The 18,075-nt window shown below is 47.2% G+C and carries 18 protein-coding genes and 3 tRNA genes; 10 read left to right on the plus strand and 11 right to left on the minus strand.

Annotation, left to right across the window (positions count from 1 at the left end):
• The first annotated feature begins 197 nt into the window (after positions 1-197).
• Positions 198-899, plus strand: coding sequence for a porin family protein (locus HHL17_RS03915; RefSeq protein WP_169223475.1), 702 nt, complete (start codon positions 198-200; stop codon positions 897-899).
• A gap of 77 nt (positions 900-976) precedes the next feature.
• Here HHL17_RS03915 and HHL17_RS03920 read toward each other — a convergent pair whose 3' ends face one another.
• Together HHL17_RS03920 and HHL17_RS03925 are read right to left on the minus strand one after the other, a co-directional pair.
• Positions 977-1,756 (minus strand): enoyl-CoA hydratase-related protein, encoded by a 780-nt coding sequence (locus tag HHL17_RS03920; protein WP_169223476.1) that lies wholly within the window; start codon positions 1,754-1,756, stop codon positions 977-979.
• Between the two features lie 55 nt (positions 1,757-1,811).
• The gene (locus tag HHL17_RS03925; RefSeq protein ID WP_240975080.1) at positions 1,812-3,797 is read right to left on the minus strand and encodes a S9 family peptidase; all 1,986 of its coding nucleotides are present in this window, start codon (positions 3,795-3,797) and stop codon (positions 1,812-1,814) included.
• Between the two features lie 222 nt (positions 3,798-4,019).
• Here HHL17_RS03925 and hflX point away from each other — a divergent pair, with 222 nt between their 5' ends.
• The 4 genes from hflX (at position 4,020) to HHL17_RS03945 (ending at position 7,489) form a co-directional block, all read left to right on the plus strand.
• On the plus strand, positions 4,020-5,210 hold the full coding sequence (gene hflX / locus HHL17_RS03930) for a GTPase HflX (protein ID WP_206155903.1): 1,191 nt from the start codon (positions 4,020-4,022) through the stop codon (positions 5,208-5,210).
• Complete coding sequence (locus tag HHL17_RS03935; RefSeq protein WP_169223479.1) at positions 5,210-5,554, plus strand: Rieske (2Fe-2S) protein; 345 nt, start codon at positions 5,210-5,212, stop codon at positions 5,552-5,554. The genes hflX and HHL17_RS03935 overlap by 1 nt, the downstream gene beginning before the upstream one ends.
• A gap of 73 nt (positions 5,555-5,627) precedes the next feature.
• Positions 5,628-7,286, plus strand: coding sequence for an ArnT family glycosyltransferase (locus tag HHL17_RS03940; RefSeq protein ID WP_169223480.1), 1,659 nt, complete (start codon positions 5,628-5,630; stop codon positions 7,284-7,286).
• A gap of 129 nt (positions 7,287-7,415) precedes the next feature.
• Positions 7,416-7,489, plus strand: a tRNA-Asn gene (locus HHL17_RS03945).
• A 304-nt stretch (positions 7,490-7,793) separates the two neighbouring features.
• Here the strand turns inward: HHL17_RS03945 and HHL17_RS03950 are convergent.
• Positions 7,794-8,936, minus strand: coding sequence for a M57 family metalloprotease (locus HHL17_RS03950; protein WP_169223481.1), 1,143 nt, complete (start codon positions 8,934-8,936; stop codon positions 7,794-7,796).
• A 493-nt stretch (positions 8,937-9,429) separates the two neighbouring features.
• Here HHL17_RS03950 and HHL17_RS03955 point away from each other — a divergent pair, with 493 nt between their 5' ends.
• Together HHL17_RS03955 and HHL17_RS03960 are read left to right on the plus strand one after the other, a co-directional pair.
• A complete protein-coding gene (locus tag HHL17_RS03955) occupies positions 9,430-10,035 on the plus strand; it encodes a hypothetical protein (protein ID WP_169223482.1) in 606 nt (201 codons plus the stop codon).
• A 55-nt stretch (positions 10,036-10,090) separates the two neighbouring features.
• Positions 10,091-10,164 (plus strand) — tRNA-Asn (locus HHL17_RS03960).
• Between the two features lie 106 nt (positions 10,165-10,270).
• Here the strand turns inward: HHL17_RS03960 and HHL17_RS03965 are convergent.
• Both HHL17_RS03965 and HHL17_RS03970 read right to left on the minus strand, forming a co-directional pair.
• Positions 10,271-11,014: a hypothetical protein gene (locus HHL17_RS03965; RefSeq protein ID WP_169223483.1), complete on the minus strand. Its 744-nt coding sequence runs from the start codon at positions 11,012-11,014 to the stop codon at positions 10,271-10,273.
• A 68-nt stretch (positions 11,015-11,082) separates the two neighbouring features.
• Positions 11,083-11,664, minus strand: a complete 582-nt coding sequence (locus HHL17_RS03970) for a suppressor of fused domain protein (RefSeq protein WP_169223484.1) — start codon at positions 11,662-11,664, stop codon at positions 11,083-11,085.
• 96 nt (positions 11,665-11,760) lie between these two features.
• On the opposite strand from HHL17_RS03970, the gene HHL17_RS03975 reads away from it, so the two are divergent.
• Positions 11,761-12,402, plus strand: coding sequence for a hypothetical protein (locus HHL17_RS03975; protein ID WP_169223485.1), 642 nt, complete (start codon positions 11,761-11,763; stop codon positions 12,400-12,402).
• Between the two features lie 211 nt (positions 12,403-12,613).
• Here the strand turns inward: HHL17_RS03975 and HHL17_RS03980 are convergent, their stop codons facing one another.
• Together HHL17_RS03980 and HHL17_RS03985 are read right to left on the minus strand one after the other, a co-directional pair.
• Positions 12,614-12,796: a class I lanthipeptide gene (locus HHL17_RS03980; protein WP_169223486.1), complete on the minus strand. Its 183-nt coding sequence runs from the start codon at positions 12,794-12,796 to the stop codon at positions 12,614-12,616.
• A 203-nt stretch (positions 12,797-12,999) separates the two neighbouring features.
• Positions 13,000-14,268, minus strand: a complete 1,269-nt coding sequence (locus HHL17_RS03985) for a hypothetical protein (protein ID WP_169223487.1) — start codon at positions 14,266-14,268, stop codon at positions 13,000-13,002.
• A gap of 177 nt (positions 14,269-14,445) precedes the next feature.
• Between HHL17_RS03985 and HHL17_RS03990 the strand changes: the two genes are divergently transcribed.
• Positions 14,446-15,513, plus strand: a complete 1,068-nt coding sequence (locus HHL17_RS03990; protein ID WP_169223488.1) for a glycosyltransferase family A protein — start codon at positions 14,446-14,448, stop codon at positions 15,511-15,513.
• A gap of 68 nt (positions 15,514-15,581) precedes the next feature.
• Here HHL17_RS03990 and sigJ read toward each other — a convergent pair whose 3' ends face one another.
• Genes sigJ through HHL17_RS04000 form a run of 3 tightly spaced genes read right to left on the minus strand, consistent with a single transcriptional unit; the run spans position 15,582 to position 17,015 of the window.
• Complete coding sequence (sigJ, locus tag HHL17_RS03995) at positions 15,582-16,451, minus strand: RNA polymerase sigma factor SigJ (RefSeq protein ID WP_169223489.1); 870 nt, start codon at positions 16,449-16,451, stop codon at positions 15,582-15,584.
• The gene (locus HHL17_RS33345; protein ID WP_206155905.1) at positions 16,448-16,669 is read right to left on the minus strand and encodes a carboxymuconolactone decarboxylase family protein; all 222 of its coding nucleotides are present in this window, start codon (positions 16,667-16,669) and stop codon (positions 16,448-16,450) included. Before HHL17_RS33345 ends, sigJ begins: the two co-directional genes overlap by 4 nt.
• On the minus strand, positions 16,641-17,015 hold the full coding sequence (locus HHL17_RS04000) for a carboxymuconolactone decarboxylase family protein (RefSeq protein ID WP_206155906.1): 375 nt from the start codon (positions 17,013-17,015) through the stop codon (positions 16,641-16,643). The genes HHL17_RS33345 and HHL17_RS04000 overlap by 29 nt, the downstream gene beginning before the upstream one ends.
• Before the next feature lie 171 nt (positions 17,016-17,186).
• On the opposite strand from HHL17_RS04000, the gene HHL17_RS04005 reads away from it, so the two are divergent.
• Positions 17,187-17,259, plus strand: a tRNA-Gly gene (locus HHL17_RS04005).
• Here the strand turns inward: HHL17_RS04005 and HHL17_RS04010 are convergent.
• Entirely contained in the window at positions 17,260-17,976 is a 717-nt protein-coding gene (locus HHL17_RS04010) for a DUF6438 domain-containing protein (RefSeq protein WP_169223490.1), read from the minus strand. It abuts the tRNA gene before it with no gap.
• Between the last annotated feature and the right edge of the window lie 99 nt (positions 17,977-18,075).

Genomic DNA, 18,075 nt, shown 5'->3' on the forward strand with positions numbered 1-18,075 from the left:
GCTAAAAAAATGCATTATTGTTGTTCATCTTGTTCATTTGTTGGAAGTGGTACATGTAAAGAATATGAGTTATCAATATGACTTTTTATGTAACTTTCGCGCCGAAAAGGAGGTGTTTGGGGATATTTAACCAATTCTTTTACAATCATTCCAATATATTTGCCTAATATTCTTTTTCCTAAGTATTAAAATAATTTATGAAAAAAATAATTTTTACCCTTGGCCTGATAGCTGTAGCTGTGGGTGTATTTGCACAGGAAGGCGGTTCTCCCATGAACAAGGCAGTTAACAGGGCTACCCATTCCCGGGATTTTCTGATGATTCAGTTGTCCTATGATGGTTGGGCTGGAGCGCCTGATAGCATCAAGACGGGTTTCAACAGGGGCTTTAATATCGCACTGATGTACGATTTCCCGTTCAAGAAGTCGCCCCTGAGTGTGGCGGCTGGTTTGGGTATCAGCACCAGCGGGGTATATCTGAAAGATCACACTTTTGACATCTCCGGGAAAGTGAGCCCAGATAAGGCTTCCTTCCCTGCCAGCAATGCATATAAAAAATACAAGGTAGCCACTACTTACCTGGAAATTCCTATTGAGATACGCTATCGCAGCGTGCCGGACAACGCCAACAAAGGCTTTAAAGCCGCACTGGGCGTAAAGGTGGGCACACTGGTAAATGCACATACCAAAGGCCGCAACACTGGTGCTAACGGTTCCAAAAACTGGGATAAAGACATCAACAAGGGCTTTTTCAACCCATGGCGTTTTTCTGCCACTGCCCGTGTAGGTTATGGCAACTTCGCCCTGTTTGGCGCCTATTCCCTGAATCCGATGCTGAAAGACAACAGCGATCTGGATATCAGACCTTATCAGATTGGTATCTGCCTGAGCGGACTGTAATCGTCCACAGGTTTAAAAATATAACGGCCATGGTTGTATCAAACCATGGCCGTTTTTTATTTCTTATTGTTTTGGTATCAGTTGCCGGTGAATGCCGGTTTTCTTTTTTCGAGGAAAGCGTTGGTGCCTTCGCTGTAGTCAGAGGAGTTGCCGGCAATTTCCTGGCAGTAGGCTTCGTATTCGAGCGTAGCGTCCAGTGATTCCGTCATTCCTTTGGTGAGCATTTTTTTCATCAGCGCGATGGCTTTGGTGGGGGCGGCAGCGTAGTAGGCCGCTTCGGCTTCTACGGCGGCGTCGAGCGCATCGGCCGGTACCACTTTGTTGATCAGTCCCATTTGCAGGGCTTCCGCGGCAGTGACTTTGGAGGCTTTGGTGGCCAGTTCAAAAGCGCGGTGGTAGCCTACGGTGCGTGGCAGGAAGTAAGAAGAGCCGGAATCCAGTACCAGCGCGATATTCACAAATATTTCGATCATCGTGGCGGCTTCGCTGGCGATGATCATATCGCAGGCCAGTGCGAGGGAGCATCCGGCGCCGGCGGCCACACCATTGAGTTTGCAGATGACCGGCTTGGGCATGTTGCGGATAGCGCGGATAATGGGATTGTAACGTTTGTGCAGCGATTCGCTCAGGTTGCGTTTGCCCGTTTCGGTTGATGCTTTGAGGTCTTGCCCGCTGCTAAAGGCTTTGCCTGCCCCTGTCAGTACCACTACCCTTACCGCAGGGTCTCTCTCTGCCTGTTTCAGGGCATCCTGTAGTTCATAACTGAGCGGATCATTGAATGCGTTGTAAACATCCGGGCGGTTGAGCGTGATAGTGGCCACGCCGTTGGTGGTTTCCAGTAACAGGGAGGTGAACATATGGGGAGGGTTTAAAGCCGGCATTGCAGTTGGTGCTGCAATGCCGGTATGATGATTAAAGTGTTTCTTTCAGCCAGTTGAAGAATTCACGTTGCCATACGATGGCGTTCTGGGGTTTCAGCACCCAGTGGTTTTCTTCCGGGAAATACAGCAGTTTGCTTTTGATGCCTTTCAGCTGTGCGAGCTGGAAGGCTTGCAGGCCCTGCTCAATGGGCACGCGGAAGTCGATACCACCCTGGATGATCAGGATAGGCGTGTTCCATTTGTTGGCATGTTCGCTGGGGTTGAAATCCTTGTATGTTTTTGCATTGGCGGGGTCCCAGTAAGCGCCGATGTCCCAGTTGGCGAACCACAGCTCTTCGGTAGTACCGTACCAGCTTTTCAGGTCAAACAGGCCATCGTGGGCGATGAAGGTTTTGAAGCGGTTTTCGTGTACGCCTGCCAGCATGTATACGGAGTAGCCGCCGTAGCTGGCGCCGATAGCGCCGAGGCGTTTTTTGTCCACATAACTTTCCTTGCTCACATCATCGATGGCGCTCAGGTAGTCGCGGATCGGTTGTCCGCCCCAGTCTTTGCTGATAGAGGCGTTCCATTCCACACCGTGGCCTGGCATCCCCCTTCTGTTGGGCGCTACCACGATATAACCCTGTGAAGCGATCAGCTGGAAGTTCCAGCGGAAGGAGTAGAACTGGGAAAGGGCCGACTGCGGGCCGCCCTGGCAATACAACAGGGTCGGGTATTTTTTAGCAGGATCGAAGTCCGGCGGGAAGATCACCCATGCCAGCATCTCTTTGCCGTCGGTGGTTTTTACCCAGCGTTTTTCCACTTTGCATGCGCCTATTTTATCGTAGGTGCCTTTGTTGATGTTGGTGAGCTGTTGCAGGGTACCTTTCTGGAGGTCTACGGTAAATAGCTCTGCTGCGTGGTTCATGTCTGTGCGGGACACCACCATGGTGTTGCCGGACTGTGCCACCATGCCGTTGACATCGAAATCCCCGGCGGTGATTTGGCGTATATGCTTGTCCGTTGTTTGTGCCGGATCTTTTTGCAGGGCTATTTCCAGCAGTTGTTCTGTGCCTTTGATGACGGCGAGGAAAAAGACTTTTTTGCCATCGTTGCTGAAGCGTACCGCGGAGGCGGTGCCATCCCAGTTTTGAGTGAGGTTGGTTTTGGCGCCGGTAGTGCGGTTCAGGAGGATGACATCATTTTTGTCTGCTTCAAAACCATCATGGGCCATGCTGAGCCAGGTGAGGTATTTACCATCCTGACTGAAGGCGGGGGCCATGTCATAGCCCATCATGCCTTCGGAGAGGTTGCGGGTGGCCCTGGTAGTGAGGTTGTACTCGTAGATATCTGTATTGGTGCTGATGGCGTAGTCTTTACCATATTTTTTCTTGCACACATACAGGATGCTTTGGCCATCGGGGCTCCAGATGAGGTCTTCGGCTCCGCCATGAGGCATCTGGGGGCAGTCGTGTGGTTCGTCTGCCATAATATCTACCGGAGTACCTATCTCCCCATTGTTATAGGTAGCATAAAATACGTGGGAGAAGTTACCATCTTCCCAGGTGTCCCAGTGACGGTAGTTCAGGTTATCGTAAATCTGTACGTTAGATTTCGGGAGGTCGGCGTAGTGGTCCACACCGGAAATTTTTTTCACTTTCACCTCTTTGGTAAACATAATGTGTTTGCCATCGGGGGAAATTTTGATGTTTTGCATTTCACCGGTCCCGTTAGTTTTCTGTACGGCGTTGGAGCCGTCAGCATTCATTTCCCACCATTGGCCTTTGAGGGAGTAGCCAATTTTGCCGCCGGGGAATACGGCCACATCGCCTTCTCCGCCGGGTGTCTGGGTCAATTGTCTGGGTGCGCCGCCTGTCAGCGGGATGGCATAGAGGTTTCTTTCACTCTTGTTGTCGGCCAGGCTGGGCTGTGACACGCTGAAGATAACGGTCTTCCCGTCGGTGCTGATAGCCTCTCCGCTGACTCTACCGAGTTGCCATAGCAATTCGGGCGTCATTTTGTCCTGGGCTGTCGCCATAGTTGAAATTAATAGTCCTGTCAGTAAAAATGGTTTATACATGATCTGCAAGATGTTTTGGATCACCTAAATGTAGGAAACTACCTGCTGATTCTGCTGGTTTGGGACGTTTTTCTGATGAACAGGATAATATCCGGTCATCTTCATATAAGAGAAAAAACAATCTATCGGCAGTATCAACTGATTAAAAACAAGTATTTTTGCAGCAAATTTTTAAGCACTTTGATAGAAAAAAAACAAGTCGTCCAAAAAGAAGAGAAAGCCGTTATTGTAGGGGTCATCACTAAAGACCAGACGGACCGGCAGGTACAGGAGTTCCTGGACGAGCTGGTGTTCCTGGCGGAAACAGCCGGTGCCACCACTTTAAAACGCTTTACTCAGAAACTGTCCCATCCGGACAGGGCTACCTTTGTGGGTAAAGGTAAACTGGAAGAGATTCAACAATATATCGCCAGCAGGGATGTGTCGCTGGTCATCTTCGATGATGAGCTGACAGGTTCCCAGATCGCCAATATAGAGAAGGTACTGAAGGTAAAAACGATTGACCGCAGCGACCTTATCCTTGACATCTTTGCCCGCCGCGCCCGTACAGCACAGGCCAAAGTGCAGGTGGAGCTGGCGCAGTACCAGTACATCCTGCCCCGTTTGCGTGGTATGTGGAGCCACCTTGAACGTCAGGGCGGTGGTATCGGTAGCAGAGGGCCCGGTGAAACGGAGATAGAAACGGACCGTCGTATCGTGAAAGACAAGATCGCGTTGTTGCGTAAGCGGCTGGCTGAAATAGACAAGCAGTCCCTTACCCAGCGTAAGGAACGTGGCGAGTTTATCCGTGTAGCCCTGGTCGGTTATACCAACGTGGGCAAGAGCACTATCATGAACATGCTCAGCAAAAGTGAGGTGTTCGCGGAAAACAAGCTGTTTGCCACCCTTGATACCACGACCCGTAAGGTGGTGTTTGAACAAACGCCTTTCCTGCTCAGCGATACGGTAGGGTTTATCCGCAAGCTGCCCCACCATCTGGTAGAGAGCTTCAAATCCACGCTGGATGAGGTCCGCGAGAGCGATATCCTGTTACATGTGGTAGATATCTCCCATCCGCAATATGAAGAGCAGATAGAAGTGGTGAACCGTACGCTGCAGGAACTGAAGGCTTTTGACAAGCCTACCATCATGGTCTTTAACAAGATGGACCTGTACGAAGCCAACACCTTTGATAAATGGCTGGAAGAAGATATCAAAAAAGATATCCTTCAGTCGCTCAAACAGAACTGGGACACGAAAACCAACGGCAACACCGTTTTCATTGCTGCCCTGGAAAGGCGCAATGTGGAAGAGCTGCGTAAAACCATTATGGACAAGGTAGCCCAACTTTACAAAGAACGTTATCCCTACAAAACAGAATTTTTCTATTAATGGCCAAAAAGTACACCTGGCATAAACTGGACGAAGGATATTTGCCACTTGCCGACAATGCGATCCGTGCACAGGAAGTGAACGGAAAGATGATCAGTGTTGCCCTGCACCAGGGGCAGCTGTACGCTTTTGCTCATAAATGCCCGCATGCCGGCGGCATCATGTCCGATGGTTTCATCGATGCGGCCGGTAATGTGGCATGCCCGATACACCGTTATAAGTTCAGCATGAAAAATGGGCACAACTGCAGCGGAGAGGGATATTTCCTCAAAACCTACCCCATAGAACAACGGGAAGACGGGCCTTACGTAGGGATGGAAAAGAGCGGTGGCTGGCTGTGGTAACAGCCGGTTTATCTTTTTGTTAATTACCCCCCGCAGGTTTTTATCCGTCAACGGATGAACGTAACTTTTGCTCATGTTACCGTTACCTGCAACTGTCCGCCCGTTTGCCTTTTCAGAGAAGCAGATCTGGGTTTTTATCATTTCCCTGCTGACTTTATTACAGTTCAGCGCCCTTCAGGTGCCTATTCTGGAGCCCGACGGCGCACTCTATGCCGGCATCGCCAAAACCATGGTGCTGAAACATGACTACCTGAACCTCTATGCCGACGGCCACGAGTGGCTGGACAAGCCTCATTTCCCTTTCTGGATGGCCGCATTGAGTTTTCAGTTGTTCGGCTTTCATACGTGGTCGTATAAACTGCCGGCTATCCTTTTCCTGTTGATGGGGGCCTGGTATACGTACCGTTTTGCACTTTCCCTTTATGGTAATACCACCGCCCGTTGGGCTGCCTGCATCCTGCTTACGGCAGAACATCTTGTTATCTCTAATAACGACGTGCGGGCAGAGCCTTATCTCACGGGACTTATCATTGCGGCCGTATATCATTTTTATCAGAGCGTTATGCGTCCGTGGCGGTATCACCTGCTGCTGGGCGCGTTGTTCACCGCCTGCGCTATCATGACCAAAGGCATCTTCGCCCTGGTGCCTATAGGCGCTGCCATCGGCGGACATTTGTTGTTTACCCGTCAATGGAAACTGATCTTTAGCTGGCAATGGTTGGTGGCGCTGGCGTTCATCGCATTGTTCATCATGCCGGAATTATACGCCCTCAATCAACAGTTTGACCTGCATCCGGAGAAGGTCGTCTTCGGCCATACCGGTGTATCCGGACTGCGTTTCTTTTTCTGGGACAGCCAGTTTGGGCGTTTTATGAACACAGGGCCTATCAAAGGCGCAGGAGATCCTTTCTTCTTCTTTCACACGTTGCTATGGGCTTTTCTGCCCTGGCCGGTGATGTTGTACGCCGCCGTGATCATGTTTTTCCGCAAATGGAAGCAGCAGCCGGAGTCCTATTGCATCTGTGGCGCGCTCGCTACTTTTGTGCTGTTCTCATTGTCACGTTTCCAGTTGCCACATTACCTCAACATCGTTTTTCCTTTTTTTGCGATCCTCACAGCACACTATATCCTGTCACTGCAAACCGCTAAAGGGCTTCGTTTTTTCCGTACCACACAGTATACCATCATCATCCTGCTGGCGATAGCCGGCGTAGTGCTGGACCTGTTGTACAAGCCGGCTATGGGTTACGCCTGGTTGATCCCCATTGCGGCCCTCATCGTGTTATATATGCTGCTGCATTACTGGCTCGACAAAAGCACCAAAGAGGCCGTGTTTTACCGGACTGTCGCCATGAGCATCCTGTTGAACCTTTACATCAATACTATCCTGTATCCCGATATGATGCAGTACCAGAGCGGCAGCGAGGCAGCACGTTATGCCAATGCCACTATTCCCGGCACGCCGGTCATGCTGTATCAGAACAATTCCTATTCTTTTGAATACTACCTGAATGCCCCGGTGCCCCGTACTGATACCGCCGCAGCCGGTGTCGTCTTCACCACGCCGGAAGGATTGATTAGTTTGCGGCAACAAGGGTATGACTATACGTTGCTCCGCCAGTTTCCTCATTTTTATATCAGTAAACTGGACATGCCTTTTGTGCGGAAAGCCACACGTGATAGCGCCCTCGGAGAAAAAATGCTGGTCAGGGTTAAAAAAGTGTCTCCCTGAAATCCTTTGTGGTAGCTGATTTTTAAACTTTTTAGAAAAATTTTTAAAAAAAGTGGCAATAAGATTTTGCAAAAATGAAATTTTACCTATTTTTGCAATCCCAAATCGCACAAACGATACAGGAAACACTCCTCCTTAGCTCAGTTGGTTAGAGCATCTGACTGTTAATCAGAGGGTCGCTGGTTCAAGTCCAGCAGGGGGAGCGAAATAAAAAAGGCAATCAGCAATGGTTGCCTTTTTTATTTTCCTTAAAGGCGGCTTTATAAGCGTTATCGTTGTATCGGCACTATTTTCTTTGTTTTTCGTTTTCCACTTTCACCTTTCTCTCTGAAACTTAGTTGTACAGCTCATGCGATGAGCTATGCTTATTGCTACGCGCCATCAATGGATGGGATTTTAGGGGGTCAAATATATCAACAGCGGTAAAAATAAAACGCTTTCCGTCAACGAAGCAGAAAGCGTTTTATCACAACGTCATCTTTTCATCCACCATTTAATGGCGAGGAGTTACTGTGCCACTATCCACTGGCTGCTTAAAAAATGAGCCGGTACATCTGTGTTCTGGGCCGTGCCGTTTTGACTCTCCAGATTAATGTAGCCGCCTTTCCATTGGTTTCTCAGCCGGGTATAGCCATCGGTGTATTCAAATGCCCAATAGGCACTCGCGTAAGAGATGGGCAGTAGTATGCATTCCACATAGCTATAACCGTGTTCAATGTTCATATACTTCCCAGACGACACATTTCTGATACGTGTAAATCCATTTATTTTCTCCAGGTTCCATTTATAGCGGTCGTCGGGAGCGGTGCTGCTGTATCTTACTATGCCGTTGTCGTCGTAGAGGTAGGCATTGGTCCATCTGTTTTTCAGGCGCACCCATGCAGGTGGTCCTGGATATACCGTCGTAAGCGCTACTTTGTCTTCAGCAGTGAAAGGTCGGTCGGTATTGTTGGAGCAGGCCAGCATCCAGGAGTTGGCGGAAGGGCCGCTTGGTGTGCCGGGGATGTATTCTGCTCCAACGCCTGCCGTGCCTTCATTGCCGCCGATGCCGCAGCTGAAGGCCCGGTTCATGTAGTCGGTATGGCGGAAGCCTATTGCATGTCCTATCTCATGCGCTATGGTAGTGATGGCATCTGCGCGCTGGGAGGTGCCGTTGTAGTAATAGGTATTTAATTTAATAGGGCTTGCAGGGTTGCCGCCTGAGGGGAAACCGGCACTATAGCCAAGTACATTGCTTGCTTCGTAGAAGGCCAGTATGTTTATTTCAGCTCTGGTGTCTGGGGTGCGGATCAGCCTTATGCTGAGGTTGAGCGCATTGTATCTCTCCAGTGCCTTGTCCAGGGCGTTCTGCATATAGGTATCGAAGGTGGGATCTATGTACACATAGATTGTCCTGAGCGGTCCGGGAACAATATTGCTGCTCTTGTAATGTTCTACTTTCACTTTGGGGTTTACAGGATGGTCTGCCAGTTCATTGATTTGTTCTTCTGTAAGGAAGATATCGTATTCTACAAGGTAACCGTCTTTATATTTCTGCAGGCCTTCGCTGGTATGGAAGCCTGCTGCCTGTAGTTTTGAAATGATATTATCTGATACGTTCCGCAGAGCAGGTGCGTTGTCTTTTTTCTGACAGGCTAACAATAAGATCATTAATAGCGATATGAAATAATAGGCTAATGGTTTCATGAGTTTACAAATTTGGGTTAAGAAAATGTAACATGAGGAATGTAATGGTGGTATAGATTGGAAGATGACGGTTTTAGTGTTAGCTGGATTAATAGGGCTTTGCTGCAAGTGATTTTCTGAAAAATAATGGTGTTAACCGGGCTTAAAAGTCATACAGTACTTATAATGAATATACAAAATTCTGCGCAGGAAAAGCAAAACTATTTCTTATAAACAGAACGGTCGTACGAAATTTTCCATGCATAAATTTGCTTTGAATTTCGTTCTGATATTGAATGACGATAACATGCCGTGATCAACAGATCTGATGGAGCGAACTGGCTGCAGTACAGCTGCGTTTTTCAATAGACAATGCGCGCTGGGTGCGTTAAATATTTACAGGAAACAGGAAGTTTGCTATGGCAGGCCTTTCGGGACAATACAAAAAATGTATCTTTCCGATATTTTCCTATAATTTATGAAACGCCTGTTACTGATACTTTGGCTATTAGTCCCTGTAATCCCGACCGTGGCCCAGGGCCATGATTTTGTCCTGAATGAAATCAGACAGAACTCCACCACCCGTAAAATCGGCAGCTTGCTGATTATCTCAGCCGGACCAATGTCCACCCGCAAGATCGGGCAGGACATGAAATATGCGCTGGATAAGGAGTTTCGTAACAAATCATTTCAGACTTCCGTCGTACATCTTGGAACGTTGGAAAACTGCACCGATGAGAATATAGCCAAGGCTTCAGCCATGTTTCCGCATGATGCGGTATTGGTGGTGGTGCCAAAAGAAGTGGAAGATAAGTCGGTGACGGAGAATCCGAATAAGCCGCTGCCAAGAGTGATCTCCCTGGTACTTTTAGGCCCTGCCCTTGCTCCCAACCGCTATAGCCGGAAGGAGTTCACCAATCAACTGGAAACGTTTTACCTGTTGGACAAATCAAATTTGCAGGAGCCCTTCTGGATTGGTCAATCCAATGTTTCCACCAACCTGGGCTCAAATAAATACTTTGACTTCCTTGTAAACCATCTCCTGCACATTTGGAAAGATGAAGGGATTTCAGTCGGCGGCTGATAAATTTTATTTGAATTGTAAATACAATTATTACATTTTCGGCCTGGAATAATCTTCCTCCTTAGCTCAGTTGGTTAGAGCATCTGAGTGTTAATCAGAGGGTCGCTGGTTCAAGTCCAGCAGGGGGAGCGAAAACAAAAGGTCTGCAGCAATGTGGACCTTTTGTTTGTTTTGCCAACAAGTTTTCGATAAGAGCTAAGTATTAACTATAAAATTTTGTTTTTTTGTATTCACTCTAGTTAGAGTTCTTTTCTTTAAGTGAGAATACAGCTGCATCAAACATACAAGGTTTGATTTTTGCCTCTTTACAAAGTAAGATAATGGCGTCATTTACGAAACCGTAAAATTCGTTGTCAGCAAGTCCCTTTGAATTAAGTATGAACGGGAGATCTATATTTTTATTTAGCCAATCAGTAATTCTAGAATCAATCGGTATTTCAAACTGAGAATAACCTATCATTTGTATTAGATTTCTAGATTGCTTTGGTCCAAGACCTTTAAACTCTGGGGTATTTACTATAATATTTGCTAATTCCCTCTCTCTTATAGCATCTCCTCTATGTTCTTTACAATATTTTTTTATAGTTTTAAGAAGATCCCAATTAGTTTCGTTTAAATGGTGATAAATAGAGTGTGCTTCTTTAGGGATTTTTATATTGCGTCTAATTCCTCCAAAGCCTTTAAGCTGTTTCCGTATATGCTTTTCAATATTATTAACTTTTTTTAAGCTTGATATTTTAAGCGGTTGAAAGCCATCTTTTAAGAACAGATATATTTTACTATCCTCACTTGATCGCTGTTGAGTAGTCAGCAAACAGGTAAAAATATTTGTCCATAAACTCTCCTTTGTGAGGGTAATTTGTTTACAAAGAATATTCTCATTAAGACGTCTTGTAAATACAGGATGTGCTTTCTGTTTTAAATAGACATTCCTTATTGCACTAATGTCCTTTGTAGATATCTCCCAAGTGAGTTTCATTAGATTTTAATTAACTTTTTATACGATATATTCGTTAACCAGGAAATGTGTAAGTACCCCATCTAGTCCTATTCCCCGGTAACCACACATGTCCGCTCCGGATTTATATAATCCAGCCCTTTCTCCTCAAATAATTGTTCCAACGCCTCACAACCATTTTCAACTTTGTAATCTCTTTCTGCTTTTGTTATTGGAATAAGCCAGTAACAATGAGTTTCATGTCCTCCGAAGTTAAAAAGCTGCAGATTATTGTCATCGAGATAAGGTAATGATATGAAGGCGTGATCGCAAACGGAGCTGTCCAGCCACGGTTGGCCTATATTAACAGTATGGTGGATGTTTAAAGGGCGACCGGTCCTGTGGTAAGAGGCACAGTAAGTTAACAGCTCCACCAGTTTATGATCCGATTTGGGAGATAATGCGAATAACTCGATCAGGTTATCATCCGTTCTGTCGGCTGACATACCAACGGTGCAATAAATAAAGACGCCGTGACGCTTATTGGGAGGGATTTCAAGTATGTAGAAGTCAGGATGAAGTTTCTCCCTGGGGCCTTTATCAAGTATTGTCTTTCTCCCCTCAACGCCAAAGTATTGTTGGTAGTGTTGTTCTAGCTGGGTTATATATTGTCCGGAGTCTGGTGTTTGCATATGAGTTATGCAAATAAACAGTTTTTATTGCTTATAATTATATTTTAATAATTGTGTATAAGCGTTTATAAAAAGAAGAACTGTTAATAATTATCCTTGATACCGACTGATATGCGCCTTCCTATAATTCTTATCTTGTTGCTGGCTACAGCATGTACCATGCGTTATGTTCGGTTTGAAGCACCGCTGGTTACTCATTTCAAAGAAGCAAAACAAGTCTCACTAACAGGCGATTTTGACGGAGATGGAAAGGCTGACACACTTATACAGCAGCTGCGGCTGATGGGCGATGGTAGTCCGGTGGACAGTGTCCCTGATCCGGAAAGGGAAGAATATGATTCGATTGTGAAATATTATTTCGATAAAGAAATAGCACTGACGATAGCGTTATCTTCAAAAAGCGGAGATACAATACTTTTAAGTTCTGCAATGGGGACCTACTGCCTGATTAATCTTGGAGACAATAATGCTGATGGAAAAGATGAGGTGGCGTTGGTGCCGGACCTGCCGGATTATAGTAACCTTAACACTTGCCATATTTATACACTTTGCGGAAAACACTGGACGGAACTGAATTCTTTCGGTATCAACGAAGGTGGTTTTACCTTCACCAGTGATACGGTATTTAAGACGATTCCAGGATATCTGGAAAAACGAGCAGGGAAATGGATGTATCAGGACAGCACAGAGACATTTAGGTCATTGATACTCTCGAGGTGTCCTGATAGTTCCCATTGATTGTTTACCCTACTCTCCTATCACGGCCGTTAAAAACATCTCTCCGCTGGCGGGGGCTAATCCATCCTGCCTGCCGGAAAAATAGCGTGCTTTCAAATAAAATGCGGAGTACCGGGCACAAGTATCCCTGTCCGGAAGATGGATGAGTTAAGACAAAACAAACCACCTCCCGGAACCGGGATATACTTTTGAAATTAAATACTACCGTGTATTAGCAGCAGGTGTGGCCTGGAGTAGCGGTACAATCGGTCGGGCGACGTGTTTCAGTGGTGCCGCAACGAGGTAATGCAGTAACACCACCAGCCAGTTTCGTTTGTTCTTCTACAGTTAATTCAGTAATGGTGAGTTTGTTGAGGAACAGTTTTGTGTTCAATACAGGTTTTTTCTTTTTCATGTTTTTTGGATTTTTGAGTGGTTAGAAAAAATGAGTGGCATGGTTAACACGTGAAACCAGGTTATTTGAGATTTGTTGGGTTATAGGCGCAGTTAAGTACAGTAATCTAATATACGAAAGTATGTCTGAAGAAACAAAACCAGTTAAACAAAAAAGCATATCGCTTTAACGATATGCTTTTTTATGATCTGTTATTTAATCAATCAATCATAATCAGACAGTCTCACGGCAAATACTACCCTGTTGTCCTGGCCGTATTTTGCTGTTTCATATTCTGTGAGGTTCCACAGGTATCCGGTAGCACTATCACGGAAAAGATCTTCTGCGCCATGAGGCCAGCGGTAGCGGGTGCCGGCGGTGGTGCCGTCATTGTAGCGTACCAAACGGGCAGTAGATCCCAGATAAGAACTGGTGCCAGTGATGGTCATGAACGTTTTGCTGCCTGCACGGAAAACTCCTTGTATGCCGTGAACATAGCCACTGTCATTATCCTTAGGTACTATCACAGTGGGTTGTGTGGAGGTGCTCACCTGTCCGGCTGTATTGACAGGGAAGCCGAAAGCCTGTGGTGTGGCGGTTTCGGAAGAGGTAATATATTGTGACGTCCAGAGGTATTTGTCTGCAGGGGTAGCACCTTCGCCCAGTTCTATACAGGAAAACGGTTTGGCGTTCGTGATTTTGTAGTAGCCTGTCTGTGGTAATATATAAGCATAGTTAAACGCTTTGAGATCGCCATTGGATTCTTTGCCAATGCGCGTTTCGGTGGCATCGCCAGCGGCAGGCACGAAGGTATTCAGATCGAAAACCCGGATGCCAAGGTTGGTATCGGCAACATAGATTTTGCCGGCATAGTAAGCCACACCACCTGCATGGATGGTAACCGGACAAAATGCGTCCAGCTGCGTATAAGGGTTGGAAGCCTTGTACAGCGCTGAATTGGACATGTTGGCGGAATTTTGTACCAGCAGAATATGGCGATAGGTAATGTTAGCCATATTGGTGATATCTACCAGTGAAATGCGGACGCCTTTATGCTGGTTGTTAATGCCGGCAATGGTACCGGGATCTACGCCATACCATGTTACGAGCAGGAATTTTTTGGCACCCCAGGAAAAGCCGGTAATGCCCTGCGGACGCCATTCCTGCGTTTGTTCGTCGCCACTGTTCCATTTGAAACCGGTTACCTGGTTGGCCGCCGGAATGTTAAACCCATACACCGTATTATAGCCGCTGGTAGAGGCTGCCCGGTTGAGGTCCAGCTGATCAGGTGTTTTAAATCCGTAAGACGACAGGCTGTTGACGAAGCTGCTCTCGTCGGTAAAGGTGACAGTACTGGCGGCAAGGGTACCTGCATTAGCGGTTTGCTGCTGTGGAGCGGTATTGGCGGGTGCGGCCTGCTCCACCATGTTTTTGCTGCAAGCTGCCAGACAGAGGGACAGCGCCAGCGGAAGGTGATAAGCGTGTAGCTTCATAGGATGTTTATTAAATGGTTGAAAAGAAATCATATAAAGGCTGCAAAGCTAAAGCAGCAGAGAGGTATGTCGTGGAACCTTTCTGGAAGTTAATGATAACTTCACATTTTTGCAAGCCCCTCAACTAATCGGCCTGCGGGAATGTTATGATCTCATACTCTTCATCCATTAAAGAACATGTTGCAACATAAAATATCCTGCTGTACGGTGTGTATGAACCGTACCATGCACCTGAAGGAAACCCTGCTGCGAAACATGCAGGATAATGCAGGATACCGCCCGCTGGAATTTGTATTGCTCAATTATGGATCTACTGATGATCTCCATGAATGGGCACAACAAACACTCAGTCCATATATCGAATCCGGCCTGCTCGTGTATTATCACAATCCGGAACCAGCATACTTCCATATGAGCCATGCTAAAAACATGGCTTTCCGCCTGGCATCCGGTGATATCCTCTGTAGCATAGACGCCGATAACTACACCGGGACAGGCTTTACGGCATATGTAAACCGTTCTTTCAATGAAGAACCGGCTGCCTTCCTCTCCCCTGCGGGCATCGGCCCGGGGAAAAAGTGGTGGGATGTACAGGGACGTATCTGTCTGAAAAAAGAAGACTTCCGCAAACTACACGGTTATGATGAGCGGGTAATGGACTATGGCTACGAAGACCAGGACTTCAAAAGCCGGCTATTGGCGCTGGGAAAGAAAAAAGTGATTATCCGCGACCCTGCCTATCTGCAAGCCATCCGGCATGATGACACCCTGCGCATCGCATCCGGGTTCACCACATCGAAGATCAAAGACCTGTTGGTCGGGAATTACTGTGAACAAACATCGGAAGTGATCTGCCTGCAAAATGATTTCACCTTTGAACGCTTCTTTGTAGACCGTGACCTGCTTCACTACGAAAGTACCCAGGAAGACATTCACCCTAAAAGGAGATATGCAGGCACCTACCAAATCCGGGATAATGATATCCGGTTGTATAAGGAGAACGGGACTGCCTACCTGCAACTAACCCTTCAGGACGAGGACACTTTACTGGCGGCAGACAACCGCCTCTTTCACCGCGTCACCTCCCCTGTCCTGCTTAATAACTTCCTGCTTCAGCGCGCAATCTACCTCGGGAGACAGGTGTTTTTCCGTAACCGCAAGAAACCTTCCTGTGTGAACCCCGATGGCTATGGCCGTGGTAAAGTGTATCGTAATTTCTCTACAGAGCCGTTGCTGTTGACGTAGTATGCTGTATAAGTGCTAAGGAGTTGGCCCAAATGTGAGACCTCACTTTTGGGCCAACCTTTTTGATATTAGTTGATTGACCTTGTCAGCTCAACCGGTTTATCCAATCGTGTCAGTTTCTCCGGGTTGGCGATCGCATAGATCTGCGTAATTCTTCCATCCTCCACTACAAAGCCTACTGCGGCGGTTGCGCCGTCGACTTGGATAAGTCCTCCCGGTTGGCCATTGAGCCACACGGCACTTGCTGTTATCTGCCGATCAGGGCGTATCAGTAAATTGGCCACCAAAGCAGCCCCGTGGACCGGAACCCGGGCGGCGGGCACAAGTCCGCCTCCATCTGCGGTCAGGACCACGTCTGGCGCCAATACTTCCATCAGTTGCTGTAGCTGTCCGGTTTGCAATGCGATGAGGAAGCGCTCTACCACGGCCTGCTGTTCCGACCGGCTCACCTGTTCCCGCAACTGCCGGGCAGCCACATGCTGCCGTGCCCGTCGTGCAATCTGCCTCACTGCGGCAGCGGACTTCCCGATTACTTCAGCAATCTCACCATGCGGCATACCGAAAACATCGTGGAGCACGAACACGGCCCGTTCTGTCGGCCCAAGTGTTTCCAGTATGATCAGCATGGCGATCGAAATGCGTTGTGTGAGTTCAAGGTCACCACCTATATCAGCGCTTGTCAGCAGCGGTTCCGGCAGCCACTCGCCAACATATTCCTCGCGGCGGCGTGATAAGGTTCGCATGTGATTAAGTGCGAGTCGTGTGACGATGCGGACGAGATAAGCCCGCGCATCCTGTACCTGCAATTGATCAACACCCGACCAACGCAACCAGGTTTCCTGTACTACATCTTCTGCATCGGTAGCAGAGCCTAGCATCTCATATGCTATTGTGAATAACAGGCTTCGATGTAAGATGAAGGGGTCCTGGTTTGTCATAACTTGGATATTAGGCTGGTTTTCCCGATACGTTGAGCCAGTGGAATATCGCAGGAATCAGCGTAACCCTGTGATTTGATGCCATGTGCTGTATTGACCCTGGAAGCGTAATTAGCAAAGCCAATGAGTGCGGTGAGCTCCACCAGTGCTGTGGGTCCAAGCTGTTGCAGCAGGCTTGCTGCCAGCTCGTCAGTGACGGTGGTTGGCGGCTTCGGCATATTCAAGCACTTCCCGTTCCAGCGGGTCAAATACGTCCGATTCCCGCCAACGAGGCACCTGGCTGGCCTTAACAGGGTCCAGCTGCTTGTTCTGCGCCATAAAATAATTGATGTCAAGGCACCAGCTGCAGCCAATCTGCGCTGCAACGGCCATATGTGCAAATGTCTTGAGGCGTTCGTCAACTGTTTTCCATTCACCCACTTTATGTCCGAAGTCCAGGCTGGCTTCGGCCACCAGGGGGTTGTGCCATGCTACTTCAACAGGCTCGGGCACAGCACCAATCTGTGCGATCATATTTTCCCTGAGTTCAACAGGGAGCGTTGCTTTTGGAATACGTAGTGCCATAGTGTGTCTCTTTTAAATATTAATTGTTTAACAAGAAGACACCTGAAGTGCTGCGAATGTGACTTGAATTCAAAAGAATTTTTGCGCGTCAATACATATTTATATGTTTGATCTGTTCTTTTACTTTGGATCAGCCCGATGTATCCGTATTTTCTTTAACTTTAGATACCTGCGGAAGTAGCTCACCTGGTAGAGCGACAGCTTCCCAAGCTGTAGGTAGCGGGTTCGAGTCCCGTCTTCCGCTCTATTTTCTTGTTAAAGTATCAGGATTTACTAATACGAAAGGATGCCCACTTTTCTGCAAAGGCACATTGGCCGGCAGGGTCAATAAATACTTGAATAGCTGATTCATTACCAAAGGAAGTCTATAGTTGTAAATAACCTGCCGTTTATTGTTGTACCATACGGCCACAGTATATCTTGGAACATCGGATATCCGCTGCTCCCAGGCTTTTAGTTTGTCCAGCGCTGAAATACTAAGTAAATACTGCAAACGTTTATAGGTACTATCAGATAAAACGTCCGTATAATGCCCCTCTTTAACAGCATGTGAGCCTCCTATAAATTTTAATTGCCTGTTTTTACTGATTTGATATTCCATGGCGGGGCATTCTCCATAGCAAAGGGAAGATTTAAAATACAAGCTGTCGAAGCGGATAGTATCTGTGGCAGTTATTGCCTGGCTTACATAATAAAGTGCCGGTTGACCTCTAACCATTTTGACGGCGCCGGGATCAGCTGGAACCAGCACCAGGCTATCCGATGTTAGTCGCTTAATCCGAAACTGAGGATTGCCTATGCCTCTAAAATTGAGATGAAGCCCATTTGATTGTAGGAGTAAAGTATCCCCATTTATCCTGTAAGTCATGTCGATGGGAAATCGACCAAAAAAATCGAATACACAGCGGGTAGAATCAAACGACACATACGCCAGTTCTGGCCCCACCCATGCTTTCTGCAACAGGGACGTTTGGGATTGTGACATTACAGCAACAGGGAATAACAACAATAGTAGCAATAGGGATCGTATGGGCATATGGATTACATTTACAGTAATTTA

The sequence above is a fragment of the Chitinophaga fulva genome (genome assembly GCF_012927205.1).
Taxonomy (GTDB): Bacteria; Bacteroidota; Bacteroidia; order Chitinophagales; family Chitinophagaceae; genus Chitinophaga; species Chitinophaga fulva.

What these genes read in the sequence shown, in the direction of transcription:
- HHL17_RS03955 (WP_169223482.1), top strand. Translation starts at nt 9,430, where the DNA reads ATGAAACGCCTGTTACTGATACTTTGGCTATTAGTCCCTGTAATCCCG.
- HHL17_RS04000 (WP_206155906.1), bottom strand. Translation starts at nt 17,015, where the DNA reads ATGGCACTACGTATTCCAAAAGCAACGCTCCCTGTTGAACTCAGGGAA.
- HHL17_RS03985 (WP_169223487.1), bottom strand. Translation starts at nt 14,268, where the DNA reads ATGAAGCTACACGCTTATCACCTTCCGCTGGCGCTGTCCCTCTGTCTG.
- HHL17_RS03965 (WP_169223483.1), bottom strand. Translation starts at nt 11,014, where the DNA reads ATGAAACTCACTTGGGAGATATCTACAAAGGACATTAGTGCAATAAGG.
- HHL17_RS03935 (WP_169223479.1), top strand. Translation starts at nt 5,210, where the DNA reads ATGGCCAAAAAGTACACCTGGCATAAACTGGACGAAGGATATTTGCCA.
- HHL17_RS03970 (WP_169223484.1), bottom strand. Translation starts at nt 11,664, where the DNA reads ATGCAAACACCAGACTCCGGACAATATATAACCCAGCTAGAACAACAC.
- sigJ (WP_169223489.1), bottom strand. Translation starts at nt 16,451, where the DNA reads ATGACAAACCAGGACCCCTTCATCTTACATCGAAGCCTGTTATTCACA.
- HHL17_RS03980 (WP_169223486.1), bottom strand. Translation starts at nt 12,796, where the DNA reads ATGAAAAAGAAAAAACCTGTATTGAACACAAAACTGTTCCTCAACAAA.
- HHL17_RS03950 (WP_169223481.1), bottom strand. Translation starts at nt 8,936, where the DNA reads ATGATCTTATTGTTAGCCTGTCAGAAAAAAGACAACGCACCTGCTCTG.
- HHL17_RS03920 (WP_169223476.1), bottom strand. Translation starts at nt 1,756, where the DNA reads ATGTTCACCTCCCTGTTACTGGAAACCACCAACGGCGTGGCCACTATC.
- HHL17_RS33345 (WP_206155905.1), bottom strand. Translation starts at nt 16,669, where the DNA reads ATGCCGAAGCCGCCAACCACCGTCACTGACGAGCTGGCAGCAAGCCTG.
- HHL17_RS03940 (WP_169223480.1), top strand. Translation starts at nt 5,628, where the DNA reads ATGTTACCGTTACCTGCAACTGTCCGCCCGTTTGCCTTTTCAGAGAAG.
- HHL17_RS03990 (WP_169223488.1), top strand. Translation starts at nt 14,446, where the DNA reads ATGTTGCAACATAAAATATCCTGCTGTACGGTGTGTATGAACCGTACC.
- HHL17_RS03925 (WP_240975080.1), bottom strand. Translation starts at nt 3,797, where the DNA reads ATGGCGACAGCCCAGGACAAAATGACGCCCGAATTGCTATGGCAACTC.
- HHL17_RS03915 (WP_169223475.1), top strand. Translation starts at nt 198, where the DNA reads ATGAAAAAAATAATTTTTACCCTTGGCCTGATAGCTGTAGCTGTGGGT.